23 protein-coding genes are annotated in these 25,576 nt (G+C 70.0%); 8 read left to right on the top strand and 15 right to left on the bottom strand.

The window, feature by feature from the left end:
• Positions 1 to 150 precede the first annotated feature (150 nt).
• On the bottom strand, positions 151 to 999 hold the full coding sequence (locus ISU10_RS20155) for a GNAT family N-acetyltransferase (RefSeq protein ID WP_194698236.1): 849 nt from the start codon (positions 997 to 999) through the stop codon (positions 151 to 153).
• A 44-nt stretch (positions 1,000 to 1,043) separates the two neighbouring features.
• On the opposite strand from ISU10_RS20155, the gene ISU10_RS23325 reads away from it, so the two are divergent.
• On the top strand, positions 1,044 to 2,660 hold the full coding sequence (locus ISU10_RS23325; RefSeq protein ID WP_194698235.1) for a glycosyltransferase family 61 protein: 1,617 nt from the start codon (positions 1,044 to 1,046) through the stop codon (positions 2,658 to 2,660).
• Positions 2,661 to 2,704: 44 nt separating this feature from the next.
• Complete coding sequence (locus ISU10_RS20145) at positions 2,705 to 4,150, top strand: MDR family MFS transporter (protein ID WP_370865749.1); 1,446 nt, start codon at positions 2,705 to 2,707, stop codon at positions 4,148 to 4,150.
• Here ISU10_RS20145 and solA read toward each other — a convergent pair.
• The gene (gene solA, locus ISU10_RS20140) at positions 4,147 to 5,289 is read right to left on the bottom strand and encodes an N-methyl-L-tryptophan oxidase (protein WP_194698234.1); all 1,143 of its coding nucleotides are present in this window, start codon (positions 5,287 to 5,289) and stop codon (positions 4,147 to 4,149) included. The two genes, ISU10_RS20145 and solA, sit on opposite strands and share 4 nt — an antisense overlap.
• 23 nt (positions 5,290 to 5,312) lie before the next feature.
• Between solA and ISU10_RS20135 the strand changes: the two genes are divergently transcribed.
• The gene (locus ISU10_RS20135) at positions 5,313 to 5,954 is read left to right on the top strand and encodes a hypothetical protein (RefSeq protein WP_194698233.1); all 642 of its coding nucleotides are present in this window, start codon (positions 5,313 to 5,315) and stop codon (positions 5,952 to 5,954) included.
• Between the two features lie 54 nt (positions 5,955 to 6,008).
• Here ISU10_RS20135 and ispG read toward each other — a convergent pair whose 3' ends face one another.
• The 4 genes from ispG to ISU10_RS20115 all read right to left on the bottom strand — a co-directional run bounded on the left by ispG (position 6,009) and on the right by ISU10_RS20115 (position 10,731).
• The gene (ispG, locus tag ISU10_RS20130) at positions 6,009 to 7,139 is read right to left on the bottom strand and encodes a flavodoxin-dependent (E)-4-hydroxy-3-methylbut-2-enyl-diphosphate synthase (protein WP_194698240.1); all 1,131 of its coding nucleotides are present in this window, start codon (positions 7,137 to 7,139) and stop codon (positions 6,009 to 6,011) included.
• A gap of 116 nt (positions 7,140 to 7,255) precedes the next feature.
• Complete coding sequence (locus ISU10_RS20125; RefSeq protein WP_306442233.1) at positions 7,256 to 8,617, bottom strand: M50 family metallopeptidase; 1,362 nt, start codon at positions 8,615 to 8,617, stop codon at positions 7,256 to 7,258.
• A gap of 40 nt (positions 8,618 to 8,657) precedes the next feature.
• Complete coding sequence (locus ISU10_RS20120) at positions 8,658 to 9,770, bottom strand: 1-deoxy-D-xylulose-5-phosphate reductoisomerase (protein ID WP_194698232.1); 1,113 nt, start codon at positions 9,768 to 9,770, stop codon at positions 8,658 to 8,660.
• Positions 9,771 to 9,807: 37 nt separating this feature from the next.
• A complete protein-coding gene (locus ISU10_RS20115) occupies positions 9,808 to 10,731 on the bottom strand; it encodes a LysR family transcriptional regulator (protein WP_194698231.1) in 924 nt (307 codons plus the stop codon).
• Positions 10,732 to 10,851: 120 nt separating this feature from the next.
• On the opposite strand from ISU10_RS20115, the gene ISU10_RS20110 reads away from it, so the two are divergent.
• From ISU10_RS20110 to ISU10_RS20100, 3 genes are read left to right on the top strand one after another with little or no spacing between them, the layout of a single operon-like run.
• Positions 10,852 to 11,160: a CBU_0592 family membrane protein gene (locus ISU10_RS20110; protein ID WP_194698230.1), complete on the top strand. Its 309-nt coding sequence runs from the start codon at positions 10,852 to 10,854 to the stop codon at positions 11,158 to 11,160.
• Between the two features lie 15 nt (positions 11,161 to 11,175).
• Positions 11,176 to 12,333, top strand: coding sequence for an acyl-CoA dehydrogenase family protein (locus ISU10_RS20105; RefSeq protein WP_370865748.1), 1,158 nt, complete (start codon positions 11,176 to 11,178; stop codon positions 12,331 to 12,333).
• Positions 12,334 to 12,338: 5 nt separating this feature from the next.
• Entirely contained in the window at positions 12,339 to 13,124 is a 786-nt protein-coding gene (locus ISU10_RS20100; protein WP_194698229.1) for an enoyl-CoA hydratase-related protein, read from the top strand.
• A gap of 12 nt (positions 13,125 to 13,136) precedes the next feature.
• Here the strand turns inward: ISU10_RS20100 and yczR are convergent, their stop codons facing one another.
• Positions 13,137 to 14,588 carry a MocR-like transcription factor YczR gene (yczR, locus tag ISU10_RS20095; RefSeq protein WP_194698228.1) on the bottom strand — a complete coding sequence of 484 codons (1,452 nt, stop codon included), beginning with the start codon at positions 14,586 to 14,588 and terminating at the stop codon, positions 13,137 to 13,139.
• Positions 14,589 to 14,649: 61 nt separating this feature from the next.
• Here yczR and yczE point away from each other — a divergent pair, with 61 nt between their 5' ends.
• Positions 14,650 to 15,297, top strand: coding sequence for a membrane protein YczE (gene yczE, locus ISU10_RS20090; protein WP_194698227.1), 648 nt, complete (start codon positions 14,650 to 14,652; stop codon positions 15,295 to 15,297).
• Positions 15,298 to 15,317: 20 nt separating this feature from the next.
• Positions 15,318 to 16,592, top strand: coding sequence for an alpha/beta fold hydrolase (locus tag ISU10_RS20085; protein WP_194698226.1), 1,275 nt, complete (start codon positions 15,318 to 15,320; stop codon positions 16,590 to 16,592).
• Between the two features lie 73 nt (positions 16,593 to 16,665).
• Here ISU10_RS20085 and ISU10_RS20080 read toward each other — a convergent pair whose 3' ends face one another.
• Genes ISU10_RS20080 through ISU10_RS20045 form a run of 8 tightly spaced genes read right to left on the bottom strand, consistent with a single transcriptional unit; the run spans position 16,666 to position 25,308 of the window.
• Complete coding sequence (locus ISU10_RS20080) at positions 16,666 to 17,130, bottom strand: thioesterase family protein (protein ID WP_194698225.1); 465 nt, start codon at positions 17,128 to 17,130, stop codon at positions 16,666 to 16,668.
• A complete protein-coding gene (locus tag ISU10_RS20075; protein WP_194698224.1) occupies positions 17,123 to 18,073 on the bottom strand; it encodes a 3-hydroxyacyl-CoA dehydrogenase NAD-binding domain-containing protein in 951 nt (316 codons plus the stop codon). Before ISU10_RS20075 ends, ISU10_RS20080 begins: the two co-directional genes overlap by 8 nt.
• Positions 18,070 to 18,954: a beta-keto acid cleavage family enzyme gene (locus ISU10_RS20070; protein WP_194698223.1), complete on the bottom strand. Its 885-nt coding sequence runs from the start codon at positions 18,952 to 18,954 to the stop codon at positions 18,070 to 18,072. The genes ISU10_RS20075 and ISU10_RS20070 overlap by 4 nt, the downstream gene beginning before the upstream one ends.
• Positions 18,955 to 18,962: 8 nt before the next feature.
• Positions 18,963 to 20,123 (bottom strand): serine hydrolase domain-containing protein, encoded by a 1,161-nt coding sequence (locus ISU10_RS20065; RefSeq protein ID WP_194698222.1) that lies wholly within the window; start codon positions 20,121 to 20,123, stop codon positions 18,963 to 18,965.
• A gap of 5 nt (positions 20,124 to 20,128) precedes the next feature.
• Positions 20,129 to 21,934 (bottom strand): ABC transporter ATP-binding protein, encoded by a 1,806-nt coding sequence (locus tag ISU10_RS20060; RefSeq protein ID WP_194698221.1) that lies wholly within the window; start codon positions 21,932 to 21,934, stop codon positions 20,129 to 20,131.
• Entirely contained in the window at positions 21,934 to 22,839 is a 906-nt protein-coding gene (locus ISU10_RS20055; RefSeq protein ID WP_194698220.1) for an ABC transporter permease, read from the bottom strand. Before ISU10_RS20055 ends, ISU10_RS20060 begins: the two co-directional genes overlap by 1 nt.
• Positions 22,836 to 23,873: an ABC transporter permease gene (locus ISU10_RS20050; protein ID WP_194698219.1), complete on the bottom strand. Its 1,038-nt coding sequence runs from the start codon at positions 23,871 to 23,873 to the stop codon at positions 22,836 to 22,838. The genes ISU10_RS20055 and ISU10_RS20050 overlap by 4 nt, the downstream gene beginning before the upstream one ends.
• A gap of 10 nt (positions 23,874 to 23,883) precedes the next feature.
• Positions 23,884 to 25,308: an ABC transporter substrate-binding protein gene (locus ISU10_RS20045; protein ID WP_370865747.1), complete on the bottom strand. Its 1,425-nt coding sequence runs from the start codon at positions 25,306 to 25,308 to the stop codon at positions 23,884 to 23,886.
• Positions 25,309 to 25,576: the final 268 nt, after the last annotated feature.

Below are 25,576 nucleotides of genomic sequence, written 5' to 3'. Positions count from 1 at the left end.
GAGACGGTCGCTGCGCGACCTCCTCAACCAACCGACGAGTCGCCGGTTGAGGTGCGAGCCGAGACGGTCGCTGCGCGACCTCCTCAACCAACCGACGAGGCGCCGGTTGAGGTGCGAGCCGAGCGAGCCACGACACCAAGATCCGTCCGTTCAGTACATGACCGTGCTGAACGTCGCAGTCTGCTCGAAGCCGACCCGGTCGTAGGCGCGGCGGGCGGGCTGGTTCCAGTCGTTGACGTAGAGGGAGACGACCGGGGAGATGCGTGACCTGACAAGGGCGACGACGGCTGCCATGCCGCCGACCGCGAGTCCCTCGCCGCGGCGCTCGGGAGTGACCCAGACGCCTTGGACCTGAGCGTTGGTGGGCGTGGCGAAGGCGACCTCCGCCTTGAAGACCACGCGCCCCGCCTCGTAGCGGGCGAACGACCACCCGAACTGGATGAGCTGGCGCACCCGCGCGCGGTAGCCGTCGGCGGCGCCACCGAGCTCAGGTGAGACCCCCAGCTCCTCGGTGTACATCGCCACGCATGCCGGGTAGAGAGCCGCGAAGTCCTCGGCGCGACTCGGACGCACCAAAGGGTCCGGCTCGACGAGTGGAGGGCCCGACGCGACCAGGTGCGGCTGGCACCAGCGCGTCTCCCTGGGCGGCCCCCACGGCGCCTCGAGATGGCTCCACAACGAGCGGACGGCCTGCTCCGGGCCGACCACGGTCGACACCGTGCGTCCTCGGCCCAGCAGACGCTCGGCAAACACGGCCGTGTCCTCGGGCCCTGCCTCGACCGGGACCAGGTTGGCGCCGACGTGGCACGCGGAGACCAGCTCACCCTCGACGAACCGGCCCCACACCTCGCCGCCGAGCAGCCGGGGCTCCAGGCGGGTCTGACGGGCACGGTGGGCGGCGAACACGTTGACCGTCGGGTCTCGGTCGGTCAGCGCGAGGAACTCCGCGAGATCGGAGGCGCCGAGGGGGCGCACCCCTGACCGCGTGGTCGTCCGCACGGGCGTGAGCCTACTTCGACCTGGGGTTCCCTAGGCTGAGTCGAGTGGGCTCCCCGACGACACCGGTCGACATCGCCCGAGCGGCGGTCGCAGGCGTGCGCTCACCCGCGGTGGCCGTCGTGGCCCGAGGTGCGCATCCCGACCTGGTGGCTCGTCTCGGCCAGGCCCTGCCCGACGCCATCGTCTCGGCGTTCGACCTAGACGAGGAGATGAGCTCGGTCCACCTGGCGCTGACCGCGGGCCGGCCGTGGGACCTGGTCCTCGACGTGGCCGGCGGCAAGGGGGCCGCGCGGCGCTGGCCCAACCTGCTCCACCACGTCCGGTGCGGCGGCCAGGTCGCGGTCCGCGTCCCCGACGAGGCAACCCAGCTCGGCGCGTCCTTGGCCGAGATCCGCGCCGCGCAGCAGGCCGGGGCAGCTGCCCCCACCCCCGGCCGCGACCTGCGCGACAACGCCGAGCGAGACCTGGCCGCACTCGCCGCCTCGACCCATGACGTCCACGTCAGTGACGGCTGGCTGCGTGCAACCAGCGATGTCGAGACACTGGCCAAGGTTCCGGAGGAGGACGGCGACCGGTTCTTGGCGGCGAGACCGGAGGCGGGACGCACGCTGACGACCATCCCCGGCCTGCGCTTCTCCTCGCGCTGCGCGGTCAGGTCGAGCGCGCCGATCGACCTCCCTGCCGCGTACGACGCTCCTGCGATGTCGCTGCGCGAGTACGCCGACGCGATCTGCCTGGGGCGCCAGGCGGCGTACGGCGACGGGTTCGTGCTCCCGGAGAGCTACCGCCACCCGTTCAAGCGGCGCCTGCGCAACGTGGCCTTCGCCGAGTGGGCGCCACGGTTCGTGCTCCGGCCCGAAGCGCCCTCGGCTGCGCTCGAGGGACCGGCGTACCTGCTCGACACCTATGTGCGGGGCCACTTCGGGCACGCCCTCACCGATCAGCTGGGGCACTTCTGGGGCTGGCGCGCAGCCCTCGAGCTGCACCCGGACCTCTCGGCACTGATCTTCGCCGAGCCGGGTGAGGACCTGGCCGGCTGGGAGTACGACCTCCTGGCAGCAGGTGGCGTCGAGGCCTCGCGCGTCGTCGTCGCGCACGAGCCCACGCGGGTGCGACTGCTGGTCGCCTCGTCGCCGATGTTCGGCATGCCCGCCTACGTGCACCCGGCGATCGCGACGACCTACGCCCAGATCGGCACGAGCCTGGCCTCGCGCGCCACCTCCCAGACCCCTGCTCCTGTGCGGATCTTCTGCTCGCGACGCCCTGGCAAGCGCAACTGCCACAACGCCCAGGAGGTCGAGGCGCTGTTCGAGGCCTACGGGTTCACGGTCGTCTTCCCCGAGGACCACTCATTGCCCGACCAGGTGCGGATGGTGCGTGAGGCCGACGTGATCGCCGGATTCGCCGGCAGCGGGATGTTCCAGATCGCGTTCGCCGGAGGGCCCAAGCACGTGGTCCTAGTGGGCTCGGAGTCCTACACGGCCAGCAACGAGTACCTGATCTCATCGGTCCTCGGCCATCGGCTGGACCTCGTGCTGTGCCGCCCCGACGTGCCCAAGCGGGAGTCGGGCGGCTTCTCGGTCGAGTGGTACCAGTCCGACTTCACCTACGACGACGCTCGAGAGGGAGTGTTCCTGCGCGAGGTCCTGGCCGGTCTGTGAGACAGCCGGGAACAAGCGGAGACGGCCTTCGGTTGCCGCCGAACGTGGCAGACGCGACCCGGGCACCCATCCGCAGGTCTGACGTGGGCCTGCGCTCCGAGCGTGGTCCGATCCTGCTGTCGGTGATGCTCGCGACCGGTCTCGTCGCGATCGACTCGACCATCTTGGCCACAGCGGTGCCCTCGGTCGTCGGCGAGCTGGGCGGGTTCTCGCAGTTCCCCTGGCTGTTCTCGATCTACCTGCTGGCCCAGGCGGTGTGCGTGCCGCTCTACGGCAAGTTCGCGGACCTCGTCGGGCGCAAGCCGATGATGCTGCTGGGTATCTCCATCTTCCTGGTCGCCTCGGTGCTGTGCGGCTTCGCGTGGAGCATGACCTCGCTCATCGTGTTCCGGGCGCTGCAGGGGCTGGGGGCTGGCGCCGTGCTGCCGATGGGTCAGACGATCATCGGCGACGTCTACTCGGTCGCCGAGAGGGCCAAGATCACCGGTTACGTCGCCGGGGTGTGGGCCGCGTCGTCGGTCGTCGGCCCCACGCTGGGCGGCGTCTTCTCCGACTACATCTCGTGGCGCTGGATCTTCTTCGTCAACATCCCCATCGCCATCGCGGCCATGACCGTGCTGCAGCGCAGCTTCCACGAGTCCGTCCAGCGCACCCGACACCGCATCGACTACGCCGGGGCCGGACTGCTCGCGGTCGGCGGATCCCTGCTGATCCTCGGTCTGCTCGAGGGCGGCGTGGCCTGGGCCTGGAGCTCGCCGGCCAGCATCGTCGTACTCGCCTCGGCCGTCGTGCTGCTCGTGGTCTTCGCCTACGTCGAGTCGCGCGCCGCCGAGCCCGTGCTCCCGTTGTGGGTGTTCCGCGAACGAGTCCTGATCGGCGCCAACGCCACCTCGCTGTGCGTCGGCGTCATCCTGATCGGCCTGACCGGCTACGTGCCGCTGTTCGCGCAGGGCGTGCTGGGCCACGGTGCGGTCGTGGCGGGCTTCGCGGTGGCCGCGCTCACGCTGGGGTGGCCGATCGCGGCCTCGCTGTCGGGGCGCGTCTACCTGCGCGTGGGCTTCCGGGACTGCGCACTGCTCGGTTCCGCCTTCGCGATCCTGGGCTCGGCACTGCTGCTGACGGTCGGCGAGGACAGCTCGGTGTGGCGGATCGCCATCGCCTGCTGGGTGATCGGCGTGGGGATGGGCTTCACCGCGTCCCCCGTGCTGATCGCGGCCCAGCAGGCCGCCGACTGGACGACGCGAGGCGTCGTCACCGGCACCAACCTGTTCGCGCGCTCGGTCGGCAGCGCGGTCGGTGTCGCGGTGTTCGGTGCGATCGCCAACGCCGCCGTCACCTCACGGGTCGGCGACGCCCACGAGGACCTCGAGCACCTGCCCGCGTCGGTGCTCGCGCCGGCGATCCACGACGTCTTCGTCGCCTCGGCCGTGGCCGCCGTGGTGATCGTGTTGACGGTGCTGGTGATCCCCCGCCGCACCGCCACCGACTAGCGCGATGCCCGGCCGAACCGCGCCGGGTCGAACAGTCCGATCGGGTGCGCTGTCGAGCCGTCGAGCGCGAGGTCGGCGAGGATCTCCCCCAGCACCGGCACGAACTTGAAGCCGTGACCGGAGAAGCCGCATGCCACGACCACGTTGTCGTGGCCGGGGTGGGTGCCGACGACGAAGTGCTGGTCGGGCGTCGTGGTGTAGAGGCAGGCCAGCCCCCGCACGAACCTTCCGGCCATCGTCGGCACCAGCTCGTTGATCGCCTCGGCCATCACGGCGACCTCGTCGGCTGAGACGCGGTGGTCGAGGGTGTCGGGGTCGATGACCTCGCCGTGGTGGTGCAGCCCTACCTTCAGCCCGTCCTTCGCGTCCTGCCCCTCGAGCACCGGGAAGCCGTAGGGGTGCAACGGCGGTCGCTCCCCGATGAAGATCGGCTGGCGTCCGACCTGGTAGGAGGCGAGGTCTCCCGAGGGTCGAAACCAGCAGACCAGCTGGCGGGTGACCACCATCGGTACACCTAGGTCGGCGAGCAGCCGTGGCGCCCACGCCCCCGGGGCGATGACCAGTCGCTCGGCCTCGATGGCGCCGCCGGCCGTGTAGACCCGCACGCCCGAGGTATCCGCCTCCCAGGAGAGAGCCACCTCCTCGAACCGCAGGTCGGCACCGGCGGCGACGGCTCGGCGTACGTGCTCACGCACCGTTCGCTCGGGGCGTACGTAGCCGCTGCTGGCCTCGTAGAGACCGACCTCGTCGTCGCGCGGTGCGAAGTTGGGGAAACGGTTCCTGATCTCACCGGCGTCCAGCACCTCGTGGGGCAGGTCGTGCTCACGCGCACTGGCCATCGACCCCGCCACGACCTCGGCGTCCGGGTGGCCCAGCATCAGCCCGCCGGTGAGCCGGAAGATGCCAGGGTCGTCGCGCTCGAGGTCGGCCCACAGGTCGTAGGCGGACCGCAGCAACGGCACGTACGACGGGTGCTCGAAGTACGCCTGCCGGATCACCCGCGAGTCACCGTGGCTCGACCCCCGGTCGTGGGCCGGGGTGAACTGCTCGACGCCGATGACGTCGGCGCCGCGACGCGCGAGGTGGGCTGCGGCGGCGCTGCCCATGCCTCCCAGGCCGATCACCACCACCCGCGTCATGGCAGGAGCCTATTGTCGGGGCGATGCGCAGCCGTCGGTTCCCGTTCGTGGTGGTGGTGCTCCTCGCCCTGGCCGGGTGTGGGGACCAGACATCGGAGCCGCCCGCGACACCGTCCGCGACGTCCACGAAGCAGTGCAGGCAACAGTGGCAGGACCTGAAGGCGCTGCACGGCGAGAACGGCAACCCCGAAGGCTCCGCGCGCGAGCTGGTCGCCCGCTGGGACGAGATGTACCAGCACGGCCTCGAGCTCGAGACCTCGGCCACTGTCGAGGACTGTGGCGAGGCGATCGAGGCGTACGGCGCGCAGTGGGCTGGCCTCGAGTCGCTGATGTACGGCCTGCATCCCTACGACATGCCTCTCCAGCTGGCCATCGACGAGGGCAACCGCAAGCACTGGGTGCAGTTCCAGAAGGAGATGGGCACCCCGGCCGTGCTGTCCGAGGAGCTGCGCCAGGCGTTCAGTCGGCTCCGCATCCTGGCACCCGAGTCGTACGACGACCTGTCCGAGGTGCTGGCGGGCGCGGGCGACGTACGCCTGGAGGATCCGGAGTCGGTCGACGACTTCGTCGCCGAGGTGGCCGCGGCCGCCGAGCAGAGCAAGAGCTACCTCGAGGCCGTGCGGGTCGACGGCGTCATCGACAACGCCGAGCTCGACGAGGAGTGACGCCACCGCCGGTCGAGGAGGGCGGTCACGCCCGTCTCAGAACCCGGCGAGCGCTCAGGACACGGTGACGCTGGCTCCCGCGCCCGCGACAGGCTCCATCTCCTCGGCGATCCGCATCGCTTCCTCGATGAGCGTCTCGACGATCTGCGACTCGGGCACGGTCTTGATGACCTCGCCCTTGACGAAGATCTGGCCCTTGCCGTTGCCGGATGCTACGCCCAGATCGGCCTCGCGCGCCTCGCCGGGACCGTTGACCACGCAGCCCATCACGGCCACCCGCAGCGGCACCTCGAGCCCGTCGAGGCCGGCGGTGACCTCCTCGGCCAGCTTGTAGACGTCGACCTGGGCCCGCCCGCACGACGGGCACGACACGATCTCGAGGCGGCGCGGCTTGAGGTTGAGCGACTCCAGGATCTGCAGACCCACCTTGACCTCCTCGACCGGAGGGGCGGACAGCGAGACGCGGATGGTGTCGCCGATGCCCTTGCTGAGCAGGGCCCCGAAGGCGACAGATGACTTGATCGTGCCCTGGAAGGCGGGCCCGGCCTCGGTGACGCCGAGGTGCAGCGGCCAGTCACCAGCAGCGGCCAGCAGCTCGTAGGCGCGCACCATCACGACGGGGTCGTTGTGCTTGACGGAGATCTTGAAGTCGTGGAAGTCGTGCTCCTCGAAGAGGCTCGCCTCCCACACCGCGCTCTCGACGAGGGCCTCGGGGGTCGCCTTGCCGTACTTGTCGAGGATGCGCTTGTCGAGGCTGCCGGCGTTGACCCCGATCCGGATCGAGGTGCCGCGGTCCTTGGCGGCCCTGGCGATCTCCTTGACCTGGTCGTCGAACTTGCGGATGTTGCCGGGGTTGACGCGGACGGCGGCGCAGCCGGCGTCGATCGCCGCGAAGACGTACTTCGGCTGGAAGTGGATGTCGGCGATCACGGGGATCTGCGAGTGCTGCGCGATCTCGGGGAGCGCGTCGGCGTCGTCTTGGGACGGGCAGGCCACGCGCACGATGTCGCAGCCGGTGGCGGTCAGCTCGGCGATCTGCTGGAGCGTGGCGTTGACGTCGGAGGTCAGCGTCGTGGTCATCGACTGCACCGAGATCGGGTGGTCGCTGCCCACCCCGACCTTGCCGACCTGGATCTGACGGGTCTTGCGGCGGGGAGCCAGCACCGGTGGCGGCGCCTCGGGCATCCCCAGGCTGATCGAAGTCACGGGCTTCAGGCTACCGACGGGTGGGTTGGCTCCACGACTCGGCGAGCCACCAACATCTCTGCCGCGCGCCGAAGCTTGAGCACGCGCACCCTCACTCAGCCCTCGAGGTGGATCGGGACCACCAGGTCGCCGACGATCAGCACGACACCCATCACCAGGAGCACCGCCGCGACGGCGTAGGCGACCGGGAGCAGCTTGGCGACGTCGACGTAGCCGGGGTCAGGACGGCCGGAGATGCGAGCCAGTCCTCGCCGCCCAGCCTCCCACAGCGCCCCGGCGATGTGGCCGCCGTCGAGCGGGAGCAAGGGGATGAAGTTGAACAGGCCGATGAAGAGGTTGAAGCCGGCCACCAGCATGAGCAGGAACACGATCTTCTCGCCGAGCGGGAAGGCGTCGTGAGCTGCGGTCTCGCCTGCGATCCGACCACCGCCGACGATGCTGACGGGACTGTCGGGAGCGCGCTTCTCGACGCCGACGATCGCCTTCGCGACACCCCACACCTTGCCGGGCAGGTGGACCAGGGCCTTGACGGTGCTGCCGGTCATCCAGGCCATCTGCTCGACGGTGTAGACGGGGCCCCCGTGGACGACGACCTCGTGGCCCTCAGCGGTGACGCCGAGGAAACCGACCGCCTTCAGCGTCAGGTCCGTGTCGGAGGTCGGTCGCAGCTGGACGCTGGTGCTGGTCGTCCCGGTCAGCAGCTGCCCGTCGCGCTCGAAGCCGATCACCGCCTTGCCGCCGGAGTTGTGGCGGATCAGCCCACGCAGCTGGTCCCAGCCGGTGACCTCGGTGCCGTTGAACGACACGATGACGTCGCCCGGAAGCAGGCCTGCCTCGACAGCCGGGGTCGGGGGGTCCGCCGGCCGACAGGGCCGGCTCTCCTCGCCGTAGGGCACCAGGCACTGCGACACCGTCTCGACGACTGGCTGGCCGGCGTTGGGCTCGTAGGACCGGTCGCCGTAGGTCGCGAAGACCCCCCAGAAGATGACGAAGGCGATCAGCAGGTTGACGGTCGGACCGCCGGCCATCACCACGACCTTCTTCCACCAGGCGAGCTTGTAGAAGAGCCGGTCGGCGTCACCGGGCTTGACGTGCTCCCACTCCGCGGCGCGGGCATCGGAGATGAGCTGGGTGAACATGCCGGTGTTGGACTTGCGGACCTTGACGACGGTGTTGCCGTCCTCGTCGAAGGTGACCTCGTCGGCCACCGCGTGCGCCGACGGCGGCAGCATGCCGACGATCTTGACGTAGCCGCCGAGCGGCACGGCCTTGATGCCGTACTCGGTCTCGCCGCGCTGACGGCTCCACACCGTGGGGCCGAAGCCGATGAAGTACTGCGTGACCTTCCCGCCGAACTTCTTGGCCGGGATCATGTGACCGAGCTCGTGGAGACCGATCGAGACCAGGATGGCCGTCACGAAGATGACCACCCCGAGCAGGTACAGCAGAGCGCTCATCGGGGTCTCGGGGTGCCTCTCACATCAGGGTCCACGGTTGTCAGCTTCCGACCAGGCGAGTCGCCTCGCCGCGGGCCCAGGCATCGGCGGCGAGCACGTCGTCGACGGTGAGCTGCTCCCCTGAGCGTACGTCGTGGGCGGCCAGGACGTCGGCAATCGTCGGCACGATCCGCCGGAACTCCAGGCCACCTGTGCGGAATGCCTCGACCGCCACCTCGTTGGCGGCGTTGTAGACGGCGGGCGCCGTGCCTCCGGAAGTGCCCGCCTGGCGGGCGAGCGACACCGCAGGGAACGCCTCGTCGTCGAGCGGGAAGAACTCCCAGGTCTCCTGGCGGGTCCAGTCGACCGCGGGTGCAGTGCCACGCACCCGGTCCGGCCACGCCAGGCCGAGCGCGATGGGGATCAGCATGGTGGGCGGGCTCGCCTGCAGCAGGGTCGAGCCGTCGACGAACTCGACCATCGAGTGCACCACGCTCGTGGGGTGGACCACGACCTCGATGCGGTCGAACGGGATGTCGAACAACAGGTGCGCCTCGATGACCTCCAAGCCCTTGTTGACCAAGGTCGCCGAGTTGATGGTGACGACCGGGCCCATGTCCCAGGTGGGATGGGCCAGTGCCTGCTGGACCGTGACGCCGGCCAGCTCGGCCGCCGTACGCCCCCGGAACGGTCCCCCGCTCGCCGTCAGGACCAGCCGGCGTACCTCCTCGGCGGAGCCGCCCCGCAGGCACTGGGCGAGGGCCGAGTGCTCGGAGTCGACGGGCACGATCTGCCCGGGTTTGGCGCGGCCGGTGACCACCGGGCCGCCGATGATCAGCGACTCCTTGTTGGCCAGGGCCAAGGTGTTGCCGGCGTCGAGGGCGGCCACGGTAGGGCGCAGTCCGACCGCACCCGTGATGCCGTTGAGGACCACGTCGCACGAGAGTGCGGCCGCTTCCACCGAGGCCGACTCACCCAGGCCGTGGAAGAGCATCGGGTAGGCAGCCGACCACTCCTCCACCTGGGTGCGGAACAGCTCGAGGTTGCTGCCCCCGGCGGTCAGCCCGACGACCCGGAACCGGCCGGGGTTGGCGCGGCACACATCGAGGGCCTGGGTGCCGATCGAGCCCGTCGAGCCGAGCACGACGACGTCACGGCGAGCTGGTTGCACCATGACCACATGCTCCCAAACGCGTCGTAGCCACCGGCCCTCACATGCCCGACGACTCATAGGAGAAGGCCGCCGAGGCCTCGCGGACCAGAGCAGTGGCGGCTGCGAGCGCGGGACTCGCCGCCCGGGTGCGGGACAGGTGGCGCAGCACCACGCGGCGCATGCCGAGTCCGGGGACGTCGAGGAGGTCGACGCCGTCGGTCGGCAGCGACTCCAGCGCCAGCGCGGGGGCCAGCGTGACGCCCTCGCCTGCGGCCACCAGCGACAGCGCGTTCTGGTAGCTGAGGAAGGTGTGCTGGGTCGACTCCTCGCCCCCCAGCTCGCGGCGCACCCGCCGGACGGCCTTCGCGCTCGCAGCGGCCGGGTCCAGGCCGAGCCAGGGCATGCCCAGCCGGCTGAGGTCGACCACGTCGAGGCTCAGGAGTGCTCCGGAGGGGACCACCAGCTTCCACGGCTCGTCGAGCAGGGGTACGTCGGTGGTGCCTCGCGGCGGCGTGTAGCTCTCGCCCGCGTCGAGCTCGACGACGGCCGCATCCAGCCCGCCGGCTCGCAGTGCCCGCATCAGGTCCGGCTCGTCGGCCTCGACCGTCTCGAAGCGGAGCGCCGGATGACGTTGTCGCCACTCGGGCAGGGCAGGTGCCAGCACGCTGGCCAGGAAGGACTGGAAGCCACCGATCCGCACCGTGCCGCTGACGGAGGCGTCGTCGTGCTCGAGGCGCGAGCGGGCCAGGGTGAGGGAGCGCTCGATGTCCTCTGCCGCCTCGGCCAGCGCCAGCCCGGCCGGCGTGAGCACACTCCCGGTCTGCGTGCGTTGGAGCAAGACGTGCCCGGTCTCCTTCTCGAGCCTGGCCAGCTGCTGCGACACCGCCGAGGCCGTGACAGCCAGTTCGTCGGCTGCGGCCAGCACACCGCCATAGCGGGCCACCGCCAGCAGGAACCGCAATCTGCGGGGGTCGATCTGCACTTAAGCGATGCTAAACGTGAGGTTGATCAAACTGCAATTGTGCTAATGCTGTTCGACCTCCACCATGGACGGGTCGGGCCGACGGTCGGCCGCGTATGACGGACATCGAGGAACACGGAAATGATCGCGGCAGCCATGGGGTGGATCGGCACCATCGGGACGATCGGCGCCTACGTGATGCTCAGCCAGGGCCACTGGGACGCCCGCTCCCTCCGCTACGGGCTGCTCAACATCGCCGGCGGCATCCTGTGCGGCACCGCCAGCGCGGCGTACGGCGCGTGGCCGAGCGTCGCCTCCAACGTGGTGTGGTCGGCGGTCGCGTTGCACTCGGTGGTCGCGACTGTGCGTCAGCGCCGACGCCGGCCCCTCGCCGCGGTCGTCCCCCTTCGCCCCCTCGACCCCGAGCCGGCGCTCGCCCGGGCCGCCTAGCGGAATACTGGGCCCGTGTTCGACTTCGCGATGACCGACGAGCAGCGCAGCATCGTCGAGACGACCCGGGCCTTCGTCGAGCGCGAGCTCTACCCCCATGAGCAGGAGGTCGAGCGCAGCGGTGCGCTGGATCCTGGGCTGGCGTCCCGCGTCCGGGCCAAGGCACTGGCCGCCGGCATCTACGCCGCCAACATGCCAGAGGACGTGGGCGGCGCCGGACTCGACGCGGTGACGCTCGTGCTGTTCGAGAAGGAGCTCGGCAAGACCAGCTACGCGCTGCACTACACCTGCGTGGCCCGGCCCTCCAACATCCTGCTCGCGGGCACTGCCGAGCAGCGGGAGCGCTACCTGCTCCCAGTCGTGCGTGGGGAGCGCGTCGAGTGCCTGGCCATGACCGAGCCCGACGCCGGCTCCGACGTTCGTGCGATCCGCACCCGCGCAGTACGCGAGGGCGACGGATGGCGCATCCGCGGCACCAAGCACTTCATCAGCCACGCCGCGGAGTCCGACTTCGTCATCCTGCTGGCCCGCACCGGCACCGACGAAGGGGGACGCGGCACCATGTCGATCTTCCTGGTCGACCTCGACTCCCCCGGCGTACGCGTCCACGACGGCTACCGCAACGTCTCGCACCGCGGGTACACCAACTCGATCATCGACTTCGACGACGTGCTGGTGTCCGGAGACGCCCTCCTTGGCCAGGAGGGCGAGGGCTTCGCACTCGCCGGCACGTGGTTGGGGGCCACGCGCCTCCAGGTGGCAGCAACCTGTCTGGGCCGAGCGGAGCGGGCCCTGGACCTTTCGGTCGGCCACGCCGCCACCCGGGTGCAGTTCGGTCAGCCGATCGGCAGGTTCCAAGGCGTCGGGTTCAAGCTCGCCGACATGGCGACCGAGCTACGCACCGCCGAGCTGCTGACGCTCTACACCGCCTGGAAGGTCGACCAGGGCGCCGCCTCCGACGCCGACATCGCGATGGCGAAGCTGAAGGCGACCGAGGTGCTGGCGATGGTCGCCGACGAGGCGATCCAGATTCATGGCGGCATGGGCCTGATGGACGAGCTGCCCCTCGAGCGCATCTGGCGCGACGCGCGCATCGAACGGATCTGGGACGGCACCTCCGAGATCCAGCGCCACATCATCTCGCGGTCGCTGCTGCGGCCGCTCGGAGCGTGAGGTCGATGTCGGTGGCTCTCCATCTGCACCAGGAAGACGGGATCCTCGAGGTCACCCTCGACCGGCCGAAGGCCAATGCCATCGACCTGGCCACCAGCCGCGAGATGGGAGAGGTGTTCGCGGGCTTCCGCGACGACCCTGCCCTGCGGGTCGCGATCGTGCGCACCGCCGGAGACAAGTTCTTCAGCGCCGGCTGGGACCTCAAGGCCGCAGCTGCGGGAGACGACGTGCTCGGGGACTACGGCGTCGGCGGCTTCGGCGGACTGCAGCTGCTGCCCGACCTCAACAAGCCGGTGATAGCCGCGGTGCACGGCCTGGCCATGGGCGGTGGCTTCGAGCTGGCGCTGTCGTGCGACCTCGTCTACGCCACCGAGAGCACGCAGTTCGGACTGCCCGAGATCAACGCCGGCACCCTGGCCGATGCCGCCACCGTCAAGCTGCCCAAGCGCATCCCCTACCACGTGGCCATGGACCTGCTCCTGACCGGACGCTGGATGGGTGCGCCCGAGGCCGCCCGCTGGGGCCTGGTCAACGAGGTACTGCCGGACGATGACGCCGTACGCGCCCGGGCCTGGGAGACCGCCCGCCTGCTCGCCGCTGGCCCTCCTCTCGTCCTCGCCGCGATCAAGGAGGTCGCTCGGGTCGCCGAGGCGCTCCCCTTCGCCGAGGCCATGGACCTGGTCACCCACAGCCGGCTGCCCACCGTGCGGGCGCTCTACGACTCCGAGGACGAGAAGGAAGGTGCGCGCGCCTTCGCCGAGAAGCGACCTCCGGTCTGGAAGGGCCGCTGACCGCGAGTCGGCTCAGGCGACCATCACGCGGGATGAGGCCGGGGTGACCGCACTGGCGGACCCGGAGACCTTCGTCCACGCCTGGGCGAGGCGTCGGACAGCCTCCTCCAGCTCGGGGACGGGTCGGGTCCACGGGATCCTCACGAACCTGTCGAGGCCACCCTCCGCCGCGAACGCCGGGCCCGGGGCGACGATGACCCCGAGCCGCTCAGCCTCGGCGGCCAACGACGTCGCGCGAGCGACCGGCAGCTCGCACCACACGGCGAGCCCGCCGGTGGGTCGCCGGAACCGCCAGTCGGGGAGCTGCTCGGCAATGGCGGCGAGCAAGGCGTCACGACCCTCACCGAGCCGTTCGCGCTGCCGGTCAGCGACGGCTCCGCCGTTGGCGAGGAGCCGGGCCAGCACGAGCTGCTCCATCACCGGCGCGCCCAGGTCGAGACCGAGCCGGGCCCTCGTGAGCCGGTCCATCTCGCCGCGCGGCGCCCGGATCCAGCCGAGCCGCAGACCGCCCCAGTAGACCTTGCTGGCGCTGCCGATCGTGATCGTGCGGTCGTCGAAGGCAGCAAACGGCGGCGGCATCTCCTGACCGTCGAGGGCCAGTGCCTGATGGGCCTCGTCGACCACGGCCACGGAGCCGGCGCGGCGCAGGTGCCGCGCGTAGGCACGGCGCTGGGCCTCGGTCATCAGGTGGCCGGTGGGGTTCTGGAAGTCGGGGATGAGGTAGGCGAGCGTGGGCCGCACCTGCTGAAGGGTCGCGCCGATGGCATCGAGGTCCCACCCGTCGGGGTCGACGGGCACGCTGCTGATCCGGGCGCGGCTCTGGCGGAACGCCTGCGTGGCGTTGGGGTAGACGGGCGACTCGACGACGACACGGTCGCGCGGGCCGGTGTAGGCCTGGGCGATGATCGAGGCCGCCGTCAGAGCACCCGGGGTGACCATGATCTGCCCCGGGTCGGTCGGTAGCCCGCGCGCGTCGTACGTCGCCGCGATGGCTGCCTGCAGCCGTGGCAGACCGGCCGGGAAGTAGCCGTGACCTCCGAGGTAGGCGGGCAGCTCGACGGCGGCCTCGGCATAGGCCGCCGCGATGCCCGGAGGTGCGGACGCCGCCGCGCAGTTGAGGTCGATGGCGTCGCCATCGTCGGGACCGGGGAGCAGCGCCCGGTCGTGGACCCGCGAACGCCCACCGGGCACCCGGGTGAACGTGCCGGCTCCCTGGCGCGCCTGTGCGTAGCCGCTCTCCCGCAGCACGGCGTAGGCCCGTGTGACGGTGGTGCGAGACACGCCGAGCGAGTCGGTCAGGTCGCGCTCGCTCGGCAGCCGGACGTCGAGACCGATCCGGCCGTCGCCTACCAGCTCGATCAGGGCGTCGGCCAGGCCGGCGTAGGCGGGCGAGCGGTGGAAGCCCTCGGCGAGAGCGGCCACCCTGGCCGCCGAGATCGACTGCCCGGAAGTGGTCTGCGCCATGCAGGCCACTGTTTCACGATTGGCTATCGATTCAAAGGCCAATCTTCGTCACGCTTGTCCTGTGTCCACCGCAGCACCCGCCCTCGTCCACCTCGGACCTCTCGCCCAGCTGCGCGCAGGCCGCCTGACTCGGCGACTGGTGCAGCTCCTGGTCGGACTGGTGATGTACGGCGTCTCCGTCGCCATGATGGTGCGCGGCGGGCTCGGCGTCGCTCCGTGGGACGTGCTGACCTCCGGCTTCGTCCGCCACGTGTCGATCTCCTTCGGCCAGGCGGTGATCGCGATCAGCTTCGTCGTCCTCCTGTTCTGGCTCCCGCTTCGCGAGACGCCCGGCATCGGCACCCTGGCCAACGCGTTCCTGATCGGGCTGTCGGCCGACGCGACCCTGGCCGTACTCAGCCAACCCGCCTCCCTCGTACCTCGCGCCGGCCTGATGCTCGGCGGCATCGCGCTGTGCGGCCTGGCCACCGCGGTCTACATCGGAGCCCAGCTCGGCCGCGGTCCCCGCGACGGGCTGATGACCGGCCTGGCCCGCCGTACGGGCCTCTCGCTGCGGCTCGTGCGCACCGCGCTCGAGGTCACCGTGGTACTGGTCGGCGTGGCCCTCGGTGGACAGCTCGGCATCGGCACCGTTCTCTTCGCGGTGACGATCGGCCCGATCGCCCAGGCGCTGCTGCCGGTCTTCCTGGTCAGTGTTCGCGGCGACTGAGGTCACGCCAGACTCATCCCATGGCGCCGACCCGCATCCCCGGCCTCGTGCTCACCGACCACGTGGTCGACGTACCTCTCGACCACGCCCATCCGGAGGACGGGCGCACGATCGAGGTCTTCGCCCGCGAGGTCGTGGCCACCGGCAAGGAAGGCGACGACCTCCCGTGGATGGTCTTCCTCCAGGGTGGGCCTGGCGGCAAGTCGCCACGACCGTCGAGCGGAGGCGGTGGCTGGCTGTCACACGCCACCAAGACACACCGGGTGCTGCTGCTGGACCAGCGCGGCACAGGTCGCAGCACCCCGCTCACCCGGCTGAGGGTCAGGGGCTGGTCCGACGAGGAGATCGCGGCGTACTTGCGGCTGCACCGCGCCGACAGCATCGTCCGCGACGCCGAGGTGCTTCGTGACCGGCTGGCGGGAGGCCAGAAGTGGTCGACGGTGGCGCAGAGCTATGGCGGCTGGGTGACAATGACGTACCTGTCGACCGCCCCGCAGGCGCTGGAGGCCTGCTATGTCTTCGGCGGTCTCCCCGGGCTGACCGCCACCGCCGACGATGTCTACGCGCGGACCTACCCGCGGGTGGCGGCCAAGAACGCCGAGTACCACCGTCGCTTCCCCGAGGACGTGGCGCGCGTCCGGCGGATCGCCGACCACCTGCGTGAGCACCACGTCGAGCTACCCGGCGGCGACCGGCTGACCGCGCGGCGCCTCCGGCTGCTCGGCGGGTCCTTCGGGATGGCCGATGGCTACGACCGGCTGCACTGGCTCTTCGACGAGGCCTGGCACGGTGCGGAGCTCTCCGATCTGTTCCTGGCCGGTGTCGAGTTCGTGACGGGCCACGTCGAGGGCCCGCTGTTCGCGCTGCAGGAGTACATCTACGGGCAGCCCGGCTCGGGAGCGAGCGCCTGGGCGGCCGAGCGGGCGATGGCCAAGCGACCGGAGTTCGCCGAGGACCACGAACCGCTGCTGTTCACCGGAGAGATGTTCTTCAGCTGGATGTTCGAGGAGATCCGGGCTCTGCGACCGTTCCGGGGTGCGGCCGACCTGCTCGCTTCCGCGGAGGACTGGGGGCCGCTGTACGACGTGGATCGCCTGGCCCGCAACGACGTACCCGTGCTCGCGATCGTGTACTTCGACGACATGTACGTCGACTCCGGTCTCCAGCTCGACACCGCCAGCCGCGTCGGCAACGTCCGGACCTGGGTCACCAACGAGTACGAGCACGACGGCCTGCGCGTGGACGGCGCCCGCATCCTCGAGCGGCTGATGGAGATGCGCGCCGGCCGCGTGTGAGCCGCGCTTGTAACGCGGGGTTATCGGCACCTGCCAAGCGTCGCGGCCCGTGGGAGGTACGGATAACCCCGCGTTACAAGGGGGGAACCGGGCCGATACGGCGGCCAGCCTCGGGGGGTGGGGGGATGCAGGCGGACCGGGCTCGGGTGAGTACGTCGTCGGGCAGGCGCGAGGAGGAGCCGCCGGTCACGTGCACCCCGAGGATCTCCTCGGTCGCCCGCAGGCGGCCGTCGGCCCACAGCTCGTGCCAGATCCACAGCAGCTTGGGCGCCACCCCGATGATCGATGAGCGCACCTCCAGCTCGAACCCGGCGCGGATCTCATCGAGATAGCGCACGTGCGCCTCCACGGTGTAGAGGGACGAGTCGTGGGCCGCCTGATACTCTGGGCCCAGCCCCACCGCGTCCATCACGGCGTCGGTCGCGTGGCCCATCACCAGGACGTACCAGGGCTCGGAGAGATGGCCGTTGTAGTCGATCCAGTCGTCTCGGACCGGCTCCCTCCAGATGGAGAGGCTCGCGCCCGGCGCGTCAGGCACGGCCCAGCGCCCGCAGGATCGCGATCACGCCGCGGTCCCGCTCGGCCACGAGCTCGTCGATGGACCGGCCCGCGGCCTCCCGCTCGCACCCGTCGACGACCGCGTCGCGCAGCTTCGGCGTCAGCTCCGGAGCCTCCAGGCGGGTCCACGGAGAGAGCAGCGACGGCCCGAAGTGGTCGAGCATGTGGGCCATCCCGCCCTGGCCGCCGGCCAGGTGGAAGGTGAGCATCGGACCCTGCAGCGCCCAGCGCAGACCCGGACCATCGGTGATCGACAGGTCGATCTCCTCGACGGTCGCCTCCCCCGCCTCCACCATGTGCAAGGCCTCGCGCCACAGTGCCTCCTGCAGCCGGTTGGCCACGAACCCGGGCACCTCGCGCTCCATCCGGATCACCGACTTGCCGGCGTGGCGGAAGAAGTCGGCTGTCCAGTCGACGACCTCGGCCGAGGTGGCCTCGCCGCCGACGACCTCCACCAGCGGGATGAGGTACGGCGGGTTGAACGGGTGGCCGACCACCGTGCGCTCCGGATGGGCGCAGCGCACCTGCATCTCGGTCATGCCGTAGCCCGATGTCGACGACGAGATCACGACATGCTCGGGAGTGGCCGCGTCGATGTCGGCGAGCAGCTTGCGCTTGAGCTCGAGGTCCTCCGGCGCACTCTCCTGCACGAAGTCCGCCTGCGCGCAGGCTGCTGCCAGGTCCTGCTCGACGCTGAGGCGGTCCAGGCTCGCCCCCTCCGCGAGGCCGAGGTCGGTCAGGGCCGGCCAGGCCGCCTCCACCAGGTGCCGCAACCGGCTCTCGGCGTCCTCGGCCGGGTCCCAGGCCACCACCCGGTAGCCGCGCGCGAGGAAGTAGGCCACCCAGCCGCCGCCGATCACACCGGCGCCGACGCAGGTCACCGTGCGGACCTCCTCGGGAGCGACTCTCGTCTGCGGGGTCATCGCTTCTTCAGCGCGAGGATCTCGCGCCCCTCGTCGGGGGTGGCCACGTGGGCGCCCATGCTCTCCACGATCGTCTTGGCCCGCTCGACGAGCTGGGCGTTGGTCGCTTTGACGCCCTTGCTCAGGTAGAGGTTGTCCTCCAGCCCCACGCGCACGTGGCCGCCCAGCAGTACCGACTGCGCGACCCAGGGCATCTGCATCGGGCCGAGGGCGAACGACGCCCACACCGCGTCCGGGGGAAGCTGAGCCACCATGGCCGCGAGCGTCAGCGGGTCGGCCGGCGCGCCGTACGGGATGCCCATGCAGAGCTGGTACATCGCCGGGGCATCGATCAGCCCCTCCTCGACCAGCTGCCTGGCGAACCAGAGGTGACCGGTGTCGAAGATCTCCATCTCGCAGCGAACGCCGAGCTCCTGGATCTTCTTGGCGCCCTCGCGCAGCATGTCGGGGGTGCTGACGTAGACCAGGCTGCCCTCGCCGAAGTTGAGGCTGCCGCAGTCGAGGGTGCAGATGTCGGGCAGCAGCTCCTCGACGTGGGGCAGCCGGTCGACGCCGCTGACCAGGTCGGTGCCCTCGAGGAACGTCGTGGGGTTGTGGGGGTCGAGCACCAGGTCGCCGCCCATCCCGGCAGTGGTGTTGATGATGACGTCGACGTCGGCGGCCCGGACGCGCTCGACCACCTCGCGGTAGTAGGCGACCTCGCGAGAGCCCTTGCCGGTCTCGGGATCGCGCACGTGGATGTGGATGATCGTCGCACCGGCCCGCGCGGCCGCGATGCCGGACTCGGCGATCTGCTCGGGTGTCACCGGCACGTGCTCCGAGCGGCCGACGGTGTCACCGGCGCCGGTCAGCGCGCAGGTGATCATCACGTTTCTGTTCATGCCCAGGGTCACAGCGAGGCTCCTTCGTCAGGGGTGTGTGGTGTGGAATCCAGCAGGCTGTGGAGGCCGAGATAGCTGAGGTCGCGGGCCTGGCGGTCGACCCACGCGTCGCCGTAGGGCCACTGCGAGGTCTTCACCACGACCGCGCCGGTTCTTCGGTCGGCGGCGGCGAACTGACCCCGACTGCCGTCGGCGGTCACCCGGTGGCCGGCGTCGTCCATCGGCCACCAGTGGTAGCCGAAGCCGGCGTGCGAGGTGATGGTGCTCGGCAGGCGGCCGACGCCGAGAAAGGAGTACGCCGGCCGGGCGGCCGCCTCGACCCAGTCGGGGTCGAGCACGAGGTCCCCATCCATCAGCCCATCCACCAGCCCGTCCGCCATCACCAGGGCCACGCGTGCCCAGTCGCGCGACGTGGCGGCGAGGCCGCCACCGGCCAGCGCCACGCCGTCGGCGTCGACCGCCACGACCGCGTCGTGGGTGCAGCCGAGCGCGGCCCACAGCCGGGCGACGTCGTCGGCGTAGGTAAGCCCGGTCGCGCGCTCGCGCACCCAGTCGAGCACCTGGGAGTCCGCGGTGTTGTAGGACCAGCGGGTGCCGGGCGTCGCGCCCGGGCGAACCTCGCCGAGCAACGCGCGAGACGGCACACTGCCTGCGAAGCAGAGCAGCAACCGCGAGGCCAGGCTGACGGGGTTGCGGTGGTCCTCGACCCAGTCGACGCCACTGGTCATCGTCAGCACGTCGAGCACGGTGGTGCCGTCGTAGCCGGTGCCGGCCAGCTCGGGGACGAGCTCGACCACCTCGTCGGCGAGAGCCAGCACCCCGTCCCGGACTGCCCTGCCGATGAGGTGCGCCAGCACGGACTTCGTCATCGAGGCGCCGAGGAAGAGCGTGCCGGCGTCCAGCCCGTTGGCGTACCACTCGTGCACGACCACGCCGCCCTCGATGACCAGCAGCGACGTCGACGAGGTCTCCTCGCGCCACTCCTCGAGAGACCACAGGCGACCCGCGCCCGCGACCTCCACGGCCAGGTCGCGCGGGCTCGACGGCAGCTCGGCCGCGGACACCGCAGGTACGACGACATGCCTCCACGCCGCCGCGTGGTGCGGGTCGGTGAACAGCAGGCCTGCCAGCCCAGATGAGTGATCTTGGCGCGCGGTCGTCGCAGGCACGGACGTCAGTCGATCCTCGGACTCTTGGAGAGCAGGTTGCGGGTGTACTCCTCCTTCGGCGTCTCCATGACGGTGACCACCGAGCCGGACTCGACCACGCGGCCGGCCTTGAGGATCTGCACGCCGGAGCCGATCGAGCGCACCAGGGCCAGGTTGTGGGTGACGAACAGCATGCTGATGCCGCGCTGCTTGCGGAGTCCTTCGAGCAGCGCCACGATCGAGCCCTGCACCGACACGTCCAGCGCCGAGGTGATCTCGTCGCAGATCAGCACGTCGGGCTCGGCCGCCAGAGCGCGGGCGATCGCCACGCGCTGGCGCTCGCCGCCGGAGAGCCGGCTGGCCTGGTACTTCAGCATGCGCGGACCCAGAGCCACCTGGTCGAGCAGCTCGACCACACGGTCGGTGGCCTCCTTGCCCGAGGCGATGCCGAACAGCTCCATCGGCCGCTTGACGATCTGCTCGATGGTCAGGCGCGGGTTCAACGAGAGGTAGGGGTTCTGGAAGATGTACTGCAGGCGCTTGCGGTTGGTCGCGTCCCGCTGGCGGGCGCTCTTGGCCAGCACGTCACCGTCGAAGGTGATGGTGCCCGTCCAGTCCTTGTGCAGGCCGCCGACCGAGCGGGAGATGGTCGTCTTGCCGCTACCGGACTCGCCGACGAGCGCGATGACCTCGGCCTTGGCCAGGTCGAAGCTCACGTTGTGCACGACGTGCTTGCGGCCGTAGAAGATGTTGAGGTTGTCGATCGAGAGGATGATGTCGCGCTTGCGGTCGGGGTCGGCGTCGGGCACCACGCCCCGCGAGATGTCCCAGGTGCCGATCTCGCCGGCCCGGATGCACCGGACCTGGTGGTCGGGGGCGATCTCCCGCAGCTCCGGGACGTCCTTGCGGCAGGCGTCGACGGCGTAGGCGCACCGGTCGTTGAACCGGCAGCCGCTCGGACGGGCGCCCGGCGCCGGTGTGCGGCCCGGGATGCCGGTGAGGGCGCGGGCGTGGCTCAGGTGCGGGATCGAGTCCAGCAGCGCACGCGTGTAGGGGTGCGACGGCGACCGGAACATCGCCTCCTTGGGACCCAGCTCTGCGATCTGGCCGGCGTACATCACCGCCACGCGGTCGGCGATGTTGGCCACCACAGCAAGGTCGTGGGTGACATACAGCGCGCTGACGCCGTGGGTCCTGCAGAGCTCGGCCATCGTCTCGAGAACCATCGCCTGCGTGGTGACGTCGAGACCGGTCGTCGGCTCGTCGAGCACCAGCACCTTGGGCTTCGGCAAGAACGCCATGGCCAGCGCGACACGCTGGACCTGGCCGCCCGAGAGCTGGTGGGCGTAGCGACTGAGGAACTCGTCGTCACTCGGCAGGCCGACCTCGGCGAGACCGTCTCGAGCACCCTGGAGCCGCGACTCCTTGGTGCCGATGCCACGCAGCTCGAGCAGCTCCACGATCTGCTTGCCGATGCGGATGGCGGGGTTGAGCGCGGAGGCCGGGTCCTGCGGGACGTAGGCGATCTCCTCGCCCCGGACCTGGCGCACCTCCTGCCACTTCATGCTCAGGATGTCGCGTCCCTCGAGCAGCACCCGGCCCGAACCGATGTAGGCGCCCGCCCGCGAGTAGTTCAGCAGGGAGGTGCCGACCGTCGTCTTGCCCGACCCGGACTCGCCGACCAGGCCGACGACCTCGCCGGGCTTGAGCACCAGGTCGATGTCGTTGACGACGTCGATGTCCTTGCCGGTCAGCAGGACGCTCAGGTCCTCGACGACCAGGCCGCCCTTCTTCTCCACCGGTGCCGCGTCGGATGAGCTGGTGGCGGTCATCAGTTGTCCCCTCGCTGGGCTACTTGGGCGATGCCGTCCGCCATCAGGTTCGTGCCGATCGCGAAGATCGCGATGATCAGCACGGGAGCCAGCACCGCCCACGGCTGGGTGGCGAGGCCGAGCCGGTTCTCCTGGATCATCTGGCCCCAGTTGGCCGCCCCGGGGTCGGCCGAGAAGCCCAGGAAGCCCAGGGCACCGACCAGGCCGATGGAGTAGGTCAGGCGCAGGCCGCCTTCGGCCAGCAGCGGGGCGTTCATGTTCGGCAGCACCTCGGCGAGGATCACCCGGCTGCGCCTCTCGCCGAGCGCCTCGGCCGCGATCACGAAGTCACGCGTCACGATTCCGAGGGCCACGCCGCGGGCCAGGCGCGCCACGCGCGGAGCGTGGGAGACACCCACCAGCACGATGAGCACCCAGGCCGAGGGCCGCTGCAGTGCGGTCAGCACGACGAGCGCGAGGAGGATCTGCGGGAAGGAGAGGATCACATCGTTCAGACGCATCAGGACCTCGTCCCACCAACCGCCGCCGTAGGCCGCGACGACGCCGATCGCGATGCCGAGCACCATGCCGAGCAGGGTGCCGAGCAAGGCGATGAGCAGGATCTCGCCACCGCCGTGCATCACCCGGCTGAGCACGTCCTGGCCGAGGTAGTCGGTGCCGAACAGGCCCGTCGCCTTGTTGTAGGGCGGCCCGGCGACCTCGTTCTCGCCGTAGGGCGCGAGGTAGGGCGCGAAGATCACGAACGCCACGAGCAGCACGGTGATGCCGAGACCGACGGTGAACCGCTTCTGTCGGAGCGCCTTCTTGAACGTGCCCGGCTCGGCGGGGGCGATCGGCGGAGGCGGAGGAGCCTCCTCGCCGGAGAGGGAGACGTGCTCGTGCTCGTGTGACTGGTCAGCAGTCATGATGAGATCGCCGTCCTCGCGCGGGGAGTGAGCAAGATGGACAACAGGTCAGCGATCAGGTTCACCACGACGTAGACGCTGGCGATGATCATGCTGAGCGCCTGCACGACCTGCACGTCGTGGTTGCGCACGGAGTCCACGAGCTGCAGACCAATGCCGGGGTAGGAGAACAGCGTCTCCACCACGACCACGCCGCCGGCCAGGAAGGCCAGCTGCAACGCGATGACCTGGATGCCGGGGACGATCGCGTTGAGCAGCGCGTGCTTGCGCATCACGACGCCCTCGGGGATGCCCTTGAGCCGCGCCAGCTCGACGTACTCGCTGTCGATGACCTCGAGCAGCGAGGCACGCACGATGCGGGAGACGTACGGCGAGACCCACAGCACCAAGGTCAGGGTCGGGAGGACCATGACCTTCCAGTTGTCCCAGGGGTGTCCGGTCGGCGAACTGATCGTCACGGCCGGGAACACCTTGAAGACCGTGGTGGCCAGCAGCGCCAGCAGCAGCACGCCGATGACGAACTCGGGCAGTCCCGCGATGGCCAGCAGCACCGTCTGGATGACGGTGTCCGGCCGGCGGCGCCGGTAGTGGACCGAGATCATCGCGATCAGGAACGACACCGGGATCATCACGATCGCGGCCAGGAAGACCAGCATCGCGGAGTTCTGGACCGGCCCGGAGATCAGCTCGCTCACCGGGCGCCCGCTCGCCAGGGACGTGCCCAGGTCACCGGTGAGCAGGCCGCCGAGCCAGTCGAAGTAGCGACTGAAGATCGACGCGTCAGCGTTGAGCAGCTTCTCCAGCTCGGCGACCCGGCCGGGGTTGGCGTTGTAGTCGCGGCCCAAGATGGCCCGGATCGGGTCACCGAGGGCAGCCGTGGCGAGGAACACCAGGATCGAGACCAGCCACAGGGTCAAGACGGCGAGGCCCAGCCGGCGAGCGATCCAGAGGAACCACGCCGCGGCACCGTGCTGGCCCCGCGGCGGGGCGACCTCTTCGAGCGGACTTGCGACGATGGTGCCGAGATCTGTCATCTCGTCGGCCCTACTGGACCGAGACCTTGTTGAACTTGTAAGACCCCAGCGGCAGGTACTTGCTGCCTTCGAGGCCGTTGACGTTGGGACCGTACCCGTCGACCTGCTGGCGGAAGCCCCAGATGATCAGGCCGCCCTCGTTGTACTCGATCTCCTGGGCCTGGTGGAGCAGCTCGGCGCGCTTGGTGTCGTCGAGCTCCTGGGCGGCGGCGTTGACCAGGTCACGGTGATCGGCGTTGTCCCAGTGGGTCTCGTTGTAGGTGCCGCCCTGGTCGGGCGGGAAGGTGCCGACCACGGCCTGTGGGATGTAGTTGCGGGTGTTCCAGAAGTCCTGGGCGAAGGTGTACTGGAGGTACTGGTCGTCGTAGAACGGGGTCTTCTTGGTCACCTTCACGTCCACGCCGGCCGCCTTGGCCTGCTCCTTGAACAGGTTCGCCGCAGCGGTCGCCACCGACCCGATGTCGTCTCCGGTGAACAGCTCGACCTGCAGGCCCTCCTGCCCGGCCTCCTTCAGCAGCGCCTTGGCCTGGTCGATGTCCTGCTCACGCTGCGGCAGGTCCGCGGCGTAGGCGACGTCGAACGGGGCGTACATGTCGTTGCCCAAGGACCCATAGCCACTGAGCGCCTGGTCGATCATCTGCTGACGATCCACGATCAACCGGAACGCCTGCCGCACCTTCACGTCGTTGAACGGCGCCTGGTCGACCCGCATCGTGAACGGCACCCACGCACCGGTATCGGTGATCAGCGTGCCACCACCAGCACCCTTGATCGTGTCGACCAGGTTGTAGGGCAGGTTGTCCACCGTCTGGATCTGACCAGCCTGCAACGCATTGACCCGCGCACTGTCATCGCTGAAGTCCTGGATCTGCAGCTCGTCGACGAATGCCGCATCACCCCAGTAGTCGGCGTACTTGGTGAACGTGCTGGTCTTGCCGGGCTCGAAGGACTTGTAGGCGAACGCACCGGTGCCGACCGGGTTGGCCGGGTCGAACTCGCCACCGGGGATGATCCCCAACGTGTACTCGGCCAGCAGCGAGTCGAGGATCGCGTACGGCGCCTTCAACACCAGCTGCAACGTGGTGTCGTCGACCACCTTGCACGCACCGAAGTCGAGGATCGTGGAGAGCTGACCCCCCGCCGAGAGCGGCGCATCGGGGTTGGCCACCCGCTGGATGCTCTTCCAGGCGTCGTCGGCGGTCACCGTCTTGCCGTTGTGGAACGTGACGCCCGCACGCATCTTGATCGTCCAGGTCTTCGCGTCCTCCGAGCCCTCCACCGACTCCGCCAAGGCCGGCTCCAGCTCGTAGTTGTTGTTCCAGAACAACAACGGCTCATACAAGTTGTTGACCCGCGCGATGTCCGCAGCCGTCACCGGCGCATGTGGATCCAACGTGTCCTTGCTCGACCCGCCGGTCGCCCCATGGATCAACACACCACCGGACCCCTGCGGACCACCACCACCATTGCCACCACCACCGCCGCTGCTGGAATCACCCCCGCACGCGGCCAAGAAACTGCTACCTCCCACCGCTGCAGCACCCAACCCCGAGTACCTGAGCAACTGCCGGCGGGAGAACTGGAAACGAGGGCCTTGCGCAAGAGGCTGGTTCACTTGGTGACTCCCTGGTTGCACGATACGAACAACATCGGATGTGATTCAGGCAACATAGAGTCGCTCCGGGCGGTGGTCAATGGCTACG

The sequence above is a fragment of the Nocardioides agariphilus genome (genome assembly GCF_015352445.1).
In the GTDB taxonomy this organism is placed as follows: domain Bacteria; phylum Actinomycetota; class Actinomycetes; order Propionibacteriales; family Nocardioidaceae; genus Nocardioides; species Nocardioides agariphilus.
The sequence above is the reverse complement of the archived record's forward strand: the minus strand, read 5'-3'. Positions and strand labels throughout refer to the sequence as shown.